The organism is Pseudomonas sp. Eth.TT006 (assembly GCF_054456575.1).
This window is the reverse complement of the sequence record NZ_JBTJEN010000011.1, coordinates 74,826-89,537: the sequence shown is the minus strand read 5'-3', so window position 1 is coordinate 89,537 and position 14,712 is coordinate 74,826. Positions and strand designations below refer to the sequence as shown.

Sequence of the window (14,712 nt, the reverse complement as noted above, 5' to 3'; positions counted from 1 at the left end):
ATCCTCCTTAACGGTTTTCCATGCTTGCCGCACGTGCATAAGGCAGCGCACTTTCAGTACCTTTCAGCGCAGCCTGCTGGGCATGCTGGCGCAGGTAGCCTGGCAAACGCTGATCATGCCAGCCTGGTTGCCCCTGCAGAACACCATTAACCATAGGGCCAGTGGTTTCCGAGCTTTCCTTGTAACCAGCCAGTACTGCCGGGCCTTTGACCTGCGGTGCGACCAGCGATGGCTGGTTGGACTGCTGAGCCAGCTCGACACCCGCAATTTCGTCCTGGTTGTACAGGCGAACACCGGCCAGTACAGCAACAGTTACCGAAGCAGCAACGGCCAGACGACCGAGATTACGCCATGGGCCACGGGATACTTTGGCCGGAGCTGTTTCGTCTTCCAGTGCAGCAGAGACTGCCGCAGCAATATCCAGACGCGGAAGCAGCAGATCCTTGTGCATGGCTGCCCGAGCGATCTGATAACGAGCCCAGGTCTCACGGGTTTCAACATCATCGAGTGCATTGATCACTCGACGCAATTCCAGTTCGTCCGCTTCGTTATCCATCACTGCGGACAGCGATTCCTGCAGGGCTTCACGACTCATGGCGTTCCTCTCTTGGCTGTCGCCGCTGTCTCAGTTTTCCTGCAACAACGGCTGCAGGGCTTTATCGATGGCCTCCCGAGCGCGGAAAATCCGGGAGCGCACGGTACCCACCGGACATTGCATGACGCTCGCAATGTCTTCGTAACTCAGACCATCGAATTCACGTAAAGTTAACGCTGTACGCAAATCCTCTGGCAGTTGCTGAATGGTTCGATGGACGGTGCCTTCGATCTCATCCCGCAGCAATGCGCGTTCCGGTGATTCGAGATCCTTGAGGCCGTGATCGCCATCGTAGAACTCTGCGTCTTCAGAACTTACATCGCTATCCGGCGGCCGGCGGCCGCGTGAAACCAGATAGTTTTTTGCCGTGTTGATGGCAATGCGGTAAAGCCACGTATAAAACGCGCTGTCTCCGCGAAAATTTCCTAGCGCTCGGTACGCCTTGATAAAGGCTTCCTGAGCCACATCCTGGGCTTCATGGGTGTCGTGCACGAAACGCACGATCAACCCGAGAATTTTGTGCTGATATTTCAGCACCAGCAGATCGAAAGCTCGCTTGTCGCCACGCTGAACGCGCTCGACCAGCTGCTGATCCTCTTCCTGGGTTAGCATGAACACTCCTCGATAAGCATGGAGGAGGCTTGCATAACTAAACGACCAGTCTTGCAAACATAGACTCGGGCTTTTCGCAAAAGTTCTCCCCCTTCAGGCAAGTTTCCTGCGGGCTCTGATTTGGCACGCACGAAAAACGCAGCGCGGGATAAACCGGCTGCGCGAATAATCTTGTCATCGGTTCGCCGGCAAAAACCCAGTAGCAGGTCCTGCATTGAAGCCGACACGGTCCCGTGTTTCTGGCAACTGACTATTGATCTTGGCTCTCTGGCAAAAGTTCCAATTATTTGCAGCCAGCCCGACATGACATTAAGCGACCCTGCGCTGAAAAAGCCTGTTTCATCCTCGATACAGTGGCCTTTTCCCGAAACGACGGAAAAAAACCTCCGACGAAACGTCAAGCATTTGTCGTCACAGTAGTTTCACAATGCCATACACGCCTGGCTATTGTGCCGCTCCCCCCCTCTATATACTAGTGGGCTGTGTGGCTGTCTTGACTCGCCGAACCAGCTGTCTTGCGCCAACCCCGATCCGGGTCGCTTTGAGCGGAATCCTGAAATGAGCCAACAGTTTCAACACGATGTTCTGGTCATTGGCAGCGGCGCTGCCGGTTTGAGTCTTGCGTTGACCTTGCCGGGTCATCTCCGCATTGCAGTATTGAGCAAGGGCGATCTCGCCAACGGCTCGACCTATTGGGCCCAGGGCGGCGTCGCTGCCGTGCTGGACGACACCGATACTGTCGAATCCCACGTCGACGACACGCTGAACGCCGGCGGTGGCCTGTGCCATGAAGACGCGGTGCGTTTCACGGTCGAGCACAGTCGCGAAGCCATCCAGTGGCTGATCGATCAAGGTGTGCCCTTCACCCGCGATGAGCAATCCGGGACTGAAGACGGCGGTTTCGAATTTCACCTGACCCGCGAAGGCGGACACAGCCATCGGCGGATCATTCACGCCGCCGATGCTACCGGCGCGGCAATTTTCACCACCCTGCTCGCCCAAGCCAGACAGCGCAGCAACATCGAGCTGCTGGAGCAACGGGTTGCCGTTGATCTGATCACCGAACGGCGCCTGGGCATGGATGGCGAACGCTGCCTTGGCGCCTATGTGCTGAATCGTGCAACCGGCGAAGTCGACACCTACGGCGCGCGCTTCGTGATCCTCGCGTCGGGCGGCGCGGCCAAGGTCTACCTTTATACCAGTAACCCGGACGGTGCCTGCGGTGACGGCATCGCCATGGCCTGGCGCTCTGGATGCCGGGTGGCGAATCTGGAATTCAACCAGTTTCATCCCACCTGCCTGTATCACCCGCAAGCCAAGAGTTTTCTGATCACCGAGGCCCTGCGCGGCGAAGGTGCACATCTGAAGCTGCCGAACGGCGAACGTTTCATGCCGCGTTTCGACCCACGTGCCGAGCTGGCGCCGCGCGATATCGTCGCCCGGGCAATCGACCATGAAATGAAGCGCCTGGGCGTCGACTGCGTCTATCTCGACATCAGCCACAAGCCCGAAGCCTTCATCAAAAGCCATTTCCCGACGGTCTATGAGCGCTGCCTGGGCTTTGGCATCGACATCACCAGACAGCCGATCCCGGTCGTACCCGCGGCGCACTACACCTGTGGTGGGGTAATGGTCGACCAGCACGGTCGCACCGATGTCCCGGGCTTGTACGCGATTGGTGAAACCAGCTTCACCGGCTTGCACGGCGCCAACCGCATGGCCAGCAACTCACTGCTCGAATGCTTCGTCTACGCCCGGTCGGCGGCGGCAGACATTCTCGCGCAACTGGATGACATCACCGCCCCAAGCGCCCTGCCCGAATGGGACGCCAGCCAGGTGACCGACTCCGACGAAGACGTGATCATCGCGCACAACTGGGATGAACTGCGGCGCTTCATGTGGGACTACGTGGGCATCGTGCGCACCAACAAGCGTCTGCAACGGGCGCAGCACCGGGTGCGCCTGTTGCTGGACGAGATCGACGAGTTCTACAGCAACTATAAAGTCAGCCGCGACCTGATCGAATTGCGCAACCTGGCGCAGGTCGCCGAATTGATGATCCAGTCAGCCATGGAACGCAAGGAGAGCCGCGGCCTGCATTACACGCTCGACTACCCGGACCTGCTGCCCGAAGCACTCGACACTATTCTGGTGCCACCCACCTACGCCGGCTGAACTTGAGCCGCACCCGCAGGCGGCGGTGCACATCCGCCGCCTGCGCGTCGCGGGGTACGCAGATCGATCGGACGCGCCACTCGCCGCGCAAACGAAACCGCAGCACCACGATCAGTGGCAACGCCAGGCTGTCGGGGCGCAGTTGCGCCGCTTGCCAGCCATTTGCCTGATTCCACAGCTGCCAGCCATCGGCATCGCGCCGCAAACCGCAAAATGCCTCGGGATGCGTCAACAGCACTTGCCGTGGCAGCACCCGCAACGCATGCGCCAGGCAGACAAAAGCGCCGAGCAGGCTGGCCCAGAGCGGAATCGAAAGCACAAACAAGGCACCCAGAGCGAACGCCTGGGCCAACAGATACGCCGCCAGCAACTGCCGTGAGGCATGCCAGCGGCATTCGAACGTATTACTTGGGCTGAACACGATCCAGAATCATCCGGACCATGCGCTGCAGCTCAGGGTCTTCGGATTCGCTGCGCTCCATGAACCAGCCGAACATGTCCTGATCCTCACAGGTCAGCAGACGCACATACAGATCGCGATCGACCTGGTTCAACGTCGCATAAACCTCCTGCACGAACGGCACCAGCAGCACGTCAAGTTCCAGCATGCCACGGCGGCTGTGCCAAAACAGGCGATTGAGTTCAACTTGTTCGACCATGGAGCCCTCCTCAAATAGGCGCGCAGTATACAGCCCCGGCGCGGGTCGCACAGTCGGCTTTGGTCGGGCATCACCGATCCTTTATCAACTACCCATTTCAACTACGCGCCCTTATGATGTCCCCCAGACTTTTTTACCCTGCGATGACCCATGGCCGATTCTGCTTTTTTCTGCACCCTGTCTCATGAAGGCGTACTCGCGGTTCGCGGCGTGGATGCCGGCAAATTCCTGCAAGGCCAATTGACCTGCAATATCAATTATCTCAGTGACACCAAGGCCAGCCTCGGCGCGCGCTGCACGCAAAAAGGCCGGATGCAGTCGAGCTTCCGCATTCTGCTCGAAGGTGACGGCGTGCTGCTGGCGATGGCCAGCGAGTTGCTCGAGCCACAGTTGGCGGACCTGAAGAAGTACGCGGTTTTTTCCAAATCGAAACTGACCGACGAAAGCGCTGCCTGGGTGCGCTTTGGTCTGGAACACGGCGACGCCGCCCTGACCAGCCTCGGTCTGGACTTGCCGGCAGACACCGACAGCGTGGTGCGCCACGACCCACTGATTGCGATTCGCGTCTCGCCTGATCGCGCCGAACTCTGGGCACCGGCCGATCAGGCCGACGCCCTGAAGGCCAAACTGGCCGCTGCTCTGCCTGAAGGTGAACTGAACCAATGGCTGCTGGGGCAGATCCGCGCCGGGATCGGTCAGGTCATGCCGACCACTCGCGAGCTGTTCATCCCGCAGATGCTCAACCTGCAAGCAGTCGGCGGCGTGAGCTTCAAGAAAGGCTGCTACACCGGCCAGGAAATTGTCGCGCGCATGCAATACCTGGGCAAACTCAAGCGGCGCCTGTATCGCGTGCAACTGGACGCGGCTGAACTGCCGGAGCCAGGCACCCCGCTGTTCGCCCCAAGTCATGCCAGCGCCATCGGAGAAGTGGTTATTGCTGCACGCGGCGAAGAAAAAATTGAACTGCTGGCGGTGTTGCAGGCCGAAGCTGCCGAAGCGGGTGATTTGCACCTGGGCACCCTCGAAGGGCCGGCCCTGCATTTGCTCGACTTGCCCTACGAACTGGATCGCGACCGCGAAATCCAGCGCTGATCGCAGCCTTGTTGCAACACCCTAGAGAATCTACATGAGCGAGCTGGCGGATAAAGTCCAACAGGATTTGGTTGAGGCCATCGATAACGATGACCTGGTTCTGCCAACGTTACCGGAAGTGGCCCTGCAAATTCGCAAGGCCGCCGAAGACCCGGAAATCAGCGTCAGCACCCTGAGTAAAGTCATCGGTCGGGATACGGCGCTATCGGCGCGCCTGATCAAAGTGGTCAACAGCCCGTTATTGCGCGCTACCCAGGAAGTCACCGACCTGCACACCGCCATCACCCGGCTGGGCGTGAACTACAGCAGCAACCTGGCGATCGGTCTGGTGATGGAGCAGATCTTCCACGCCCGCTCCGAGGTGGTTGAACAGAAGATGCGCGAAGTCTGGCGCAGGAGTCTGGAGATCGCCGGCGTCAGCTACGCACTGTGCCGCCGCTACACCCAGCTCAAGCCTGATCAGGCCGCACTTGGCGGACTGGTGCATCAAATCGGTGTGCTGCCGATCCTGACCTATGCCGAAGATCACTACGAACTGCTGTCAGACCCGGTCAGCCTCAATCACGTGATCGACCACATTCACCCGCTGCTGGGCGACAAGCTGTTGCGGGTCTGGGAATTTCCCGAGCAACTGGTGGCGTTGCCGGGGCTGTATCAGGACTTCAAGCGCGATTCGCTGAAGATCGATTACGTCGATCTGGTGCAAGTGGCGAGCCTGTATTGCCACAAGGACAGCGGTCACCCCTTTGCACGGATCGATCCGCTCAGCGTTCCGGCCTTCCGCAAACTCGGGATCGATCCGCAGAACGAAGCCCTTTGCGCGGACCTGGCAGAGTCGCGGTCGATGCTTTACTGATCCGCGACCGAGGCGAGGCCTTCGCGAGCAAGCCCGCTCCCACATTGGATCTGCGTCGTACACAAATCCCGTGTGGGAGCGGGCTTGCTCGCGAAGAGGCCCGCAACAACACCACATTTACCCGGCGATAAAACTCACCCGAACCTTCAAACCGGCCTGCTCACCATCATGCAGCGTGATCTGCGCCAGATGCGCCCGGCAGATTTCTCCGACAATTGCCAATCCCAACCCTGAGCCCGCGACCTGCTGATTGCGCCGATAGAAGCGCTCGAATACCCGGTCACGCTCCTCCAGCGGAATCCCCGGGCCATCATCCTCGACCTCAAGTACTGCCGGCGCTGTCACCCGCAGAATCACGTTGCCGCCCGGCGGTGTGTGTGCCAAGGCGTTGTCCACCAGATTGCTCAGCAGTTCATTGAGCAACGTTGGCTCACCGCGCAGCCACACCGGCTCATCCGCTTCCAGCGCCAACGCGACCCCGCGCGCATGGGCCAATGGCGCCATGGCCATGCCCAGCTCACGGGCCAGCTGACTCAGATCGAGCAGTTGCGCGCCGCCCTCGGCAATCGCCCGGGCACCGTTTTCCACCCGCGCCAGCGACAGCAACTGATTGGCCAGATGCGTCAGACGGTCAGTGCTCTGCGCCGATGACTCCAGGGTGGTGCGCCAGGTTTCCGCCTCGCTGGAACGCAGCCCCAGTTCCAGTCGTGCCTTCAACGCCGCCAACGGGGTACGCAGCTCGTGCGCAGCATCGGCGATGAACTGCGCCTGACGCTCGAACTGTCCGCGCAGGCGTTCAGTGAAATGGTTGAGCGCACGCACCAGCGGCCACAGTTCGCGCTGCACTTCGACCAGCGGCAGCGGCCGCAAATCATCCGGCTGGCGCTCCTCGACCGCCGTGCGCAAGCGCTCCAGCGGACGCAACGCAGCACTCACCGCAAACCACACCAGCAACAGCGCGCCGACGGCCAGCATGCCCAGACGCAACAGGGTGTCGGCCGCCAGACTGCGGGCCATGGCCACCCGCGCTTCGTCGGTTTCAGCGACACGGATTTCCGCCATGCCATTCATGTTCGGTTCGGTGACCGCTTTGAGCAGGCTGACCACGCGCACGTTCTGCCCGCGATAGGTCGCGTTGTAGAAGCGCGCCAACGCCGGATAATCGTCGGTGCGTGGCGTGCCGGGCGGCGGGCCGGGCAGGTTTTCATAACCGGAAATCAGCTTTCGGTGGATGTCGTTGACCTGGTAATAAATCCGCCCGGCGCTGTCGTAGGCAAAAGTGTCGAGCGCCACATAAGGCACGTCGGCGCTGAGTGTGCCGTCGCGCTGGGACAGGCCGGCGGCGATGGTCCGCGCCGAGGCCAATAACGTGCGGTCGTAAGCGGTGTCGGCGGCTTCGCGCCCGTTCCAGTAGGCGCTCAAACCACTGGCGAGCATCAACACCACCAACAGCAATGCGAGGTTCCACAGCAAGCGCCAGCGCAGACTGCTGGGCTTATGCATCGCGGCTTTCCAGCAGGTAACCGAGGCCGCGGAAGGTCACGATCGCCACCGGTTGGCCGTCGAGTTTCTTGCGCAGGCGATGCACGTAAATTTCGATTGCGTCGGGGCTGGCTTCTTCGTCGAGGCCGAACACCTGGGCCGCCAGTTGCTCCTTGCTCATTACCCGTCCCGGGCGGGCGATCAATGCTTCGAGTACTGCTTGCTCGCGGGAGGTCAGGGTCAGCAGTTCTTCGCCGAGACTGAAACGCCGGGTGTCGAGATCGTAGGCCAGCACGCCGCAACGCTGCTGACGCTCACCGCCGAGCACACTTCGGCGCAGCAGGGCTTTGACCCGGGCTTCGAGTTCGGTCAGTTCGAACGGTTTGGCCAGATAATCGTCAGCACCGAGATTCAGGCCGTGAACCCGGTCCTTCACATCGCTGCGCGCGGTGAGCATCAGCACCGGCAGGTTTTTGCCGCGTGCGCGCAAACGCGCCAGCACCTCGAAACCGTCCATGCGCGGCAGGCCGACATCGAGGATCGCCATTGCGTATTCCTCGCTGCTCAGGGCTAGGTCGGCCGCCACGCCATCGTGCAACACGTCAACGGTCAGACCGGTGCTCTTGAGCGCCTGGGCGACACTTTCGGCCAGCTGCAGATGGTCTTCGACGAGCAGAACACGCATGGATCTCTACCTCATTCAGCGATGGCCGACGCCATTCTTTGCCGCGGAGTTTACAGCCGCAACCGGCGCTGTGAAGCCCGAAAACCGCGAAATCCGGTTGAAAGGTTAGTGAAAGGTTAGCCCGTTAGAGTCGGCCCACGGACAGTTTCGACTGCCGTCGCTGCTGCCACACAGCGTTACGAAAAACGCCACGAAGCGTTTTCGACCAATAAGAACAATAAAACGGAGTACACCGCGCATGCCGTCCTTGCAGACCAGGGCTCTTACGCCCGCTCGCCCTTCGCGCTTCAGCCACACCGCCCTCGCCAGTGCTGCCGCTCTCGCCGGTTTTTCGCCGTTGAGCTACGCCGACTTCATCAAAGACAGTTCCGCCACCTTCGAAACCCGCAACATGTACTTCAACCGCGACTTTCGCGACGGCACCAGTGCCCAGCAAAGCAAGCGTGATGAATGGGCACAGGGTTTCATGCTCAACCTGCAATCGGGCTACACCGACGGTACCGTGGGCTTCGGTGTCGATGCGCTGGGCATGCTGGGGGTGAAGCTGGATTCGAGTCCGGATCGCACCGGCACCGGGCTGTTGCCGACCCACGATGACGGGCGCGCCGCCGACGAATATTCCAAAGTCGGCCTGACCGGCAAAATGAAAATCTCCGCCACCGAGTTGAAAGTCGGCAGCCTGATGCCGGAACTGCCGATCCTCAAGCCGAACGACGGGCGCATCCTGCCGCAGACCTTTGAGGGTGGTTTGCTGACCTCCAAAGAGATCAAGAACCTGACCTTCACCGGTGGCCGTCTGGAGAAAGCCAAGGACCGCGACAGCACCGACTTCGAGGACATTGCCCTCAACAACAAGAACGGCCGTTTTGCCGGAACCGTGGCCGGCAAGCATTTCGACTTTGCCGGCGTGGACTACAAGTTCACCGACAAGATCACCGGCAGCTACCACTTTGCGCAACTCGATGAAGTCTACAACCAGCACTTCTTCGGCCTCCTCGCCTCGCGCCCGATGGGCCCCGGCACCTTCGCCACCGACCTGCGTTTTGCCGTGAGTGACGATCAGGGCGCGGCCCGTGGCGGCAAGATCGACAACCGCTCGCTCAACGGTCTGGTCAGCTACGCCTTGAGCGGGCACAAGTTGAGCGCCGGTTATCAGCACATGTCCGGCGACAGCGCCTTCCCGTATGTCGATGGCAGCGACCCGTACCTGGTCAACTTCGTGCAGATCAACGACTTTGCCGGCGCCGAAGAGCATTCGTGGCAAGCACGTTATGACTACGACTTCGCCAAACTCGGCATTCCCGGCCTGAGTTTCATGACGCGTTACCTGAGCGGCGACAACATCAAGCTCAAGAACGGCGAAGAAGGCAAAGAGTGGGAGCGCAACACCGAGATCAAATACGTTGTACAAAGCGGCGCCTTGAAAGATGTCGCCGTGCGTTTGCGTAATGCCACTTACCGTTCCAACTACTCGGCTCGCGATGCCGATGAAGTGCGGTTGCTGGTGAGCTATAGCGTTGCCCTTTGGTAATTGATTGAAAACGTTGGGGGTTGTGATCCCAGGATCAAAAGATCAAAAGATCGCAGCCTTCGGCAGCTCCTACAAAAGCCCTTACAACAAGAAATAGTGGAGACTTGAATGAACTTATCATTGCGTAAAGTTGCTCTGGCCGCTGGTGTGATGCTGGTTGCCGGCCAGTTGATGGCCGAACCGAAACGTCCGGAATGCATTGCCCCGGCCTCCCCCGGCGGTGGTTTCGACCTGACCTGCAAACTGGCGCAGAGCGCGCTGGTCAACGAAAAACTGCTGACCAAACCGATGCGCGTGACCTACATGCCCGGCGGTGTCGGCGCGGTAGCGTATAACGCGGTGGTCGCTCAGCGCCCGGCCGATGCCGGTACGCTGGTGGCGTGGTCCAGCGGGTCGCTGCTGAACCTGGCGCAGGGCAAATTCGGCCGTTTCGATGAAAGCAACGTGCGCTGGCTCGCCGCCGTCGGCACCAGTTACGGCGCCATCGCAGTGAAAAGCGATTCGCCCTACAAGACCCTCGACGATCTCGTCAAAGCCTTGAAGAAAGATCCAAGCTCGGTGGTGATCGGTTCCGGCGGCACCGTCGGCAGCCAGGACTGGATGCAGACCGCATTGATCGCCAAGGCTGCCGGGATCAACCCGCGTGACCTGCGTTACGTCGCCCTCGAAGGCGGCGGCGAAATCGCCACCGCCCTGCTCGGCGGCCACATTCAGGTCGGCAGTACCGACATTTCCGACTCCATGCCGCACATCCAGAGCGGCGACATGCGTCTGTTGGCGGTGTTCGCCGACAAGCGCCTCGATGAGCCGGAAATGAAAGACATCCCGACCGCTCGCGAACAAGGCTACGACATCGTCTGGCCCGTGGTGCGCGGCTTCTACCTCGGGCCGAAAGTCAGCGACGAAGACTACGCCTGGTGGAAAGAAGCCTTCGACAAACTGCTGACCTCGGAAGAGTTCGCCAAGCTGCGCGATCAGCGTGAGCTGTTCCCGTTCGCCATGACCGGCCCGGAACTGGACGCCTACGTGAAGAAACAAGTGGCGGATTACAAAGTGCTGGCCAAAGAGTTCGGCCTGATTCAGTGATCCTCTCGGTCTAGCGGCCGTGGCCTCGCGCGTCGAGCTCACGGCACAGGAGTTTCCCATGCTCTTACAACGCATTTTCGCTTCGGTGCTGCTGCTGGTCTGTGTCGGACTGGCGCTGATGGCGTGGCCGTATCAAGCGGCTTTTTCCTACGAACCGGTGGGCCCGCGCGCCTTTCCTCTGCTGATGCTCGGCCTGATGGGCCTGGCGCTGCTGTACATGGTGTTCCGCCCGGCGCCGATCAAACACAGTGAAGACGAGCCGCCGCTGGATCGCGAAACCCTGACCAAGATCAGCATCTGCGTGCTGTTGCTGCTGATCTTCGCCGGCCTGTTCGAACCGCTGGGCTTCATTCTCAGCAGCATCCTGATCGGCATTCCGATGGCGCGCCTGTACGGCGGTCGCTGGTTGCCGAGCATCGTGGTGACGACATTGATGGCCATTGCCCTGTACCTGCTGTTCGACCGCCTGATGGACGTTCCGCTGCCGCTGGGCCTGCTCGACGTTCTGGAGAACTGATATGGATACTCTCGGTTATTTGGGCCAGGGTTTCGGCGTCGCGCTGAGCCCGTACAACCTGGTCACGGCCCTGACCGGCACGCTGATCGGCACCGTGGTCGGGCTGTTGCCGGGCTTGGGCCCGATCAATGGCGTGGCCCTGCTGATCCCTATCGCCTTCGCCCTCGGCCTGCCGCCGGAGTCGGCGCTGATTCTGCTGGCCGCGGTGTACCTGGGCTGCGAATACGGCGGGCGCATCAGTTCGATCCTGCTGAACATTCCGGGCGAAGCCTCCACCGTGATGACCACCCTCGACGGTTATCCAATGGCCCGTCAGGGTCTGGCCGGGGTGGCGCTGTCGCTGTCGGCGTGGAGTTCGTTCATCGGTGCGTTCATTGCCACCTGCGGCATGGTGCTATTCGCCCCGCTGCTGGCGAAATGGGCGATCGCCTTCGGACCGGCGGAATACTTCGTGTTGATGGTGTTCGCGATTGTCTGCCTCGGCGGCATGGCCGGCGATCGACCGCTGAAGACTTTCATTGCGGCGCTGATCGGTCTGTTCCTGTCGACCGTCGGCATCGACGCCAACAGCGGCGTGTACCGCTTCACCGGCGACAACATTCACCTGACCGACGGCATCCAGTTCGTGGTGCTGGTGCTGGGTCTGTTCTCGGTGAGTGAAATCCTTCTGCTGCTGGAAAAAACCCATCGCGGCCAGGAAGCGGTGAAAGCCACCGGGCGGATGATGTTCAACTTCAAGGAAGCGGCGTCGGTGTTCGTGGTGAACATCCGTTGCGGCCTGCTGGGGTTCATCATGGGCGTGTTGCCGGGCGCCGGTGCGACGCTCGCCAGCGCCGTGGCCTACATGACCGAAAAACGCATGGCCGGCGCCAGCGGCAAATTCGGTCAGGGTGACGCCCGTGGCCTCGCCGCTCCGGAAACCGCGATCGGCGCTTCGGCCTGTGGCGCACTGGTGCCGATGCTGACCCTCGGCGTACCCGGTTCGGGCACCACTGCGGTGATGATCGGCGCGCTGTCGCTGTACAACATCACCCCGGGGCCGCTGCTGTTCCAACAGCAACCGGACATCGTCTGGGGCCTGATCGCCTCGTTGTTCATCGCCAACATCATGCTGGTGATCCTCAACATCCCGATGATCCGCATCTTCACCCGCATCCTCGCCGTGCCGAACTGGGCGCTGGTGCCGGTGATCGCGATCATTACCGGGATCGGCGTGTACGCGGTGCATGCGACCACCTTCGACCTGTTCCTGATGGTCGGCATCGGCATCTTCGGTTACATACTGCGCAAGCTGGACTTCCCGCTGTCGCCAGTGCTGCTGGGCTTCATTCTCGGCGGTCTGATGGAGCAGAACCTGCGACGTGCGCTGTCGATCTCCAACGGTGCACTGGAAATCCTCTGGTCGAGCCCGATCACTTTCGGTGTCTGGGTGCTGACGGCGCTGATGCTGGTGTTCCCGCTGATCCGCATCTGGCGCAAACGTGCGGCTGCGCAACGCGCCATCGCCGATGTCTGATCGCTCGTCCCTCAGAAGCTGGTGGGCGACGCCGCTGGTCGGTCTGCTGGGCGGTTTTATCGCCAGCCAGATCGGCTGGCCGCTACCGTGGATGGTCGGCTCGTTGCTGGCGATCATCCTGGTGCGCTGCCTGACCCCATGGCAACTCAGGGAAATCCCCGGCGGCCGCAAATGCGGCCAATGGATTGTCGGGATCGGCATCGGTCTGCACTTCACCCCGCTGGTGATGGAGCAGGTCCTCAGTCATTTCGGTTTGATCTTCTTCGGTGCGCTGGTCACCAGCCTGTCGGCAGTCGTCGGCGTGTGGCTGATGCGCCGCACCGGTGAGGATCGCGCCACAGCGTTCTTCTCAAGCATGCCCGGTGGCTCCGGGGAGATGGTCAACCTCGGCGCCCGCAACGGCGCGCTGCTCAGCCATGTCGCGGCAGGGCAAAGTCTGCGAGTGCTGGTGGTGGTGCTGTGCGTACCGGCCGCATTCAAGTATCTGCTGGGCGACGGCACGCCAATTTCTCACGCTGGCAACGTCGATTGGCGCTGGCTGGCGCTTCTGTTTCCTGCAGGCGCCCTGCTCGCCTGGCTCTGGCAGCGCTTGCGTCAACCCAACCCGTGGCTGTTCGGGCCGTTGCTGGTGAGTGCCACGGTGAGCATTACCTGGGACTTGCACATCGGCCTGCCGGACGGTGGCAGCCAGATCGGCCAGTGGTTGATCGGCAGCGGCCTGGGCTGTCACTTCAACCGGGAGTTCTTCCGCCGCGCGCCGTCCTTTATGGGGCGGACATTGATCGGCACGGCGCTGACCATGTTGATCGCGACCTTGGCCGCGCTGGGTTTGAGTGCGCTGACCCATCTGGATCTGCGCTCACTGACGCTGGGCATGATGCCCGGCGGGATTGCCGAAATGAGCCTGACGGCGGAGACCCTGCAACTGTCGGTACCGCTGGTGACGGCGATGCAGGTGATGCGGTTGTTGTTTGTGCTGTTTCTGGCGGAGCCGTTGTTTCGGTATTGGAATCGTCATCCCGAGTGATACCGAGTCGACTTCATCGCGAGCAGGCTCACTCCTACATTGGAATGCGTTCGCTGTACCTGTAGGAGTGAGCCTGCTCGCGATGCTTTTTAGATCGGCGGTAACCGCCACTCGATCGGCGCCTCACCATTCTGCTCGAGAAACTTGTTGGTCCGGCTGAAATGCCCGCAACCCAGAAATCCGCGATAAGCCGATAACGGCGAAGGATGCACCGATGTCAGCACCAGATGTTTGGTCGCATCGATCAGCTTCTGCTTACTCTGCGCATGTGCGCCCCACAGCATGAACACCAGATGTGGCTGGCGCTCGCTGACCACTTCAATGATCCGGTCAGTGAAAAACTGCCAGCCCTTGTCCTTGTGCGCGTTGGCGTTGGCGCGCTCGACGGTCATGGTGGTGTTGAGCATCAACACGCCCTGATCGGCCCAGCTCTGAAGGTAGCCGTGGTTGGGGATGTCGATGTTCAGGTCGCGTTTCAACTCTTTATAGATGTTGACCAGCGACGGCGGCGCCGGCACGCCCGGCTGCACCGAGAAGCACAAGCCGTGAGCCTGACCGGGGCCGTGATACGGGTCCTGACCAAGAATCACGACTTTGACTTTATCCAGCGGCGTCGAATTCAGTGCGTTGAAAATCAACGGACCCGGCGGATAGATCTCCTTGCCGGCCGCCCGCTCCTGCTGCAGGAAATTGCGCAACTCTGCCATGTAAGGCTGGTCGAACTCAGCACGCAGTGCCTCCTTCCAGCTCGGTTCGAGTTTGATACGGTCGTCAGCAGTCATGGTTACATCCGGCGAAAACAAGTGGGGCGAACCCTAGGAAACCCGCCCATGCTTGTCAATTGATCTGACGCAGATCCGGCACTTTCCCACACAACGA

The 14,712-nt window shown here is 60.8% G+C and carries 15 protein-coding genes; 8 read left to right on the top strand and 7 right to left on the bottom strand.

Annotation, left to right across the window (positions count from 1 at the left end; genetic code table 11):
• Window positions 1-7 precede the first annotated feature (7 nt).
• Both ACXR0M_RS18485 and rpoE read right to left on the bottom strand, forming a co-directional pair.
• Window positions 8-595, bottom strand: a complete 588-nt coding sequence (locus ACXR0M_RS18485) for a sigma-E factor negative regulatory protein (RefSeq protein WP_458833223.1) — start codon at window positions 593-595, stop codon at window positions 8-10.
• A 30-nt stretch (window positions 596-625) separates the two neighbouring features.
• On the bottom strand, window positions 626-1,207 hold the full coding sequence (gene rpoE, locus ACXR0M_RS18480; protein WP_003172477.1) for an RNA polymerase sigma factor RpoE: 582 nt from the start codon (window positions 1,205-1,207) through the stop codon (window positions 626-628).
• A gap of 558 nt (window positions 1,208-1,765) precedes the next feature.
• Between rpoE and nadB the strand changes: the two genes are divergently transcribed.
• Complete coding sequence (gene nadB, locus ACXR0M_RS18475) at window positions 1,766-3,382, top strand: L-aspartate oxidase (protein WP_458833222.1); 1,617 nt, start codon at window positions 1,766-1,768, stop codon at window positions 3,380-3,382.
• On the opposite strand, the gene ACXR0M_RS18470 is transcribed toward nadB, so the two are convergent.
• Complete coding sequence (locus ACXR0M_RS18470; protein WP_458833221.1) at window positions 3,351-3,803, bottom strand: protein YgfX; 453 nt, start codon at window positions 3,801-3,803, stop codon at window positions 3,351-3,353. The two genes, nadB and ACXR0M_RS18470, sit on opposite strands and share 32 nt — an antisense overlap.
• On the bottom strand, window positions 3,787-4,041 hold the full coding sequence (locus ACXR0M_RS18465) for an FAD assembly factor SdhE (RefSeq protein ID WP_007911418.1): 255 nt from the start codon (window positions 4,039-4,041) through the stop codon (window positions 3,787-3,789). The genes ACXR0M_RS18470 and ACXR0M_RS18465 overlap by 17 nt, the downstream gene beginning before the upstream one ends.
• 150 nt (window positions 4,042-4,191) lie before the next feature.
• On the opposite strand from ACXR0M_RS18465, the gene ygfZ reads away from it, so the two are divergent.
• Together ygfZ and ACXR0M_RS18455 are read left to right on the top strand one after the other, a co-directional pair.
• Window positions 4,192-5,133, top strand: coding sequence for a CAF17-like 4Fe-4S cluster assembly/insertion protein YgfZ (gene ygfZ, locus ACXR0M_RS18460; protein WP_458833220.1), 942 nt, complete (start codon window positions 4,192-4,194; stop codon window positions 5,131-5,133).
• Between the two features lie 34 nt (window positions 5,134-5,167).
• The gene (locus ACXR0M_RS18455) at window positions 5,168-5,989 is read left to right on the top strand and encodes an HDOD domain-containing protein (protein ID WP_458833219.1); all 822 of its coding nucleotides are present in this window, start codon (window positions 5,168-5,170) and stop codon (window positions 5,987-5,989) included.
• A gap of 117 nt (window positions 5,990-6,106) precedes the next feature.
• On the opposite strand, the gene ACXR0M_RS18450 is transcribed toward ACXR0M_RS18455, so the two are convergent.
• Both ACXR0M_RS18450 and ACXR0M_RS18445 read right to left on the bottom strand, forming a co-directional pair.
• Window positions 6,107-7,492 (bottom strand): sensor histidine kinase, encoded by a 1,386-nt coding sequence (locus ACXR0M_RS18450; RefSeq protein ID WP_458833218.1) that lies wholly within the window; start codon window positions 7,490-7,492, stop codon window positions 6,107-6,109.
• The gene (locus tag ACXR0M_RS18445) at window positions 7,485-8,156 is read right to left on the bottom strand and encodes a response regulator (RefSeq protein ID WP_025110675.1); all 672 of its coding nucleotides are present in this window, start codon (window positions 8,154-8,156) and stop codon (window positions 7,485-7,487) included. Before ACXR0M_RS18445 ends, ACXR0M_RS18450 begins: the two co-directional genes overlap by 8 nt.
• A 238-nt stretch (window positions 8,157-8,394) precedes the next feature.
• On the opposite strand from ACXR0M_RS18445, the gene ACXR0M_RS18440 reads away from it, so the two are divergent.
• The 5 genes from ACXR0M_RS18440 (at window position 8,395) to ACXR0M_RS18420 (ending at window position 13,833) form a co-directional block, all read left to right on the top strand.
• Window positions 8,395-9,687: an OprD family porin gene (locus ACXR0M_RS18440; protein WP_458833217.1), complete on the top strand. Its 1,293-nt coding sequence runs from the start codon at window positions 8,395-8,397 to the stop codon at window positions 9,685-9,687.
• A gap of 108 nt (window positions 9,688-9,795) precedes the next feature.
• Window positions 9,796-10,773 carry a Bug family tripartite tricarboxylate transporter substrate binding protein gene (locus tag ACXR0M_RS18435; protein WP_458833216.1) on the top strand — a complete coding sequence of 326 codons (978 nt, stop codon included), beginning with the start codon at window positions 9,796-9,798 and terminating at the stop codon, window positions 10,771-10,773.
• Window positions 10,774-10,831: 58 nt separating this feature from the next.
• Complete coding sequence (locus ACXR0M_RS18430; protein WP_458833215.1) at window positions 10,832-11,290, top strand: tripartite tricarboxylate transporter TctB family protein; 459 nt, start codon at window positions 10,832-10,834, stop codon at window positions 11,288-11,290.
• A gap of 1 nt (window position 11,291) precedes the next feature.
• Window positions 11,292-12,806, top strand: coding sequence for a tripartite tricarboxylate transporter permease (locus ACXR0M_RS18425; RefSeq protein WP_458833214.1), 1,515 nt, complete (start codon window positions 11,292-11,294; stop codon window positions 12,804-12,806).
• On the top strand, window positions 12,799-13,833 hold the full coding sequence (locus tag ACXR0M_RS18420) for an AbrB family transcriptional regulator (RefSeq protein WP_458833213.1): 1,035 nt from the start codon (window positions 12,799-12,801) through the stop codon (window positions 13,831-13,833). Before ACXR0M_RS18425 ends, ACXR0M_RS18420 begins: the two co-directional genes overlap by 8 nt.
• Window positions 13,834-13,922: 89 nt before the next feature.
• On the opposite strand, the gene ung is transcribed toward ACXR0M_RS18420, so the two are convergent.
• Complete coding sequence (gene ung, locus ACXR0M_RS18415; RefSeq protein WP_097086750.1) at window positions 13,923-14,615, bottom strand: uracil-DNA glycosylase; 693 nt, start codon at window positions 14,613-14,615, stop codon at window positions 13,923-13,925.
• Between the last annotated feature and the right edge of the window lie 97 nt (window positions 14,616-14,712).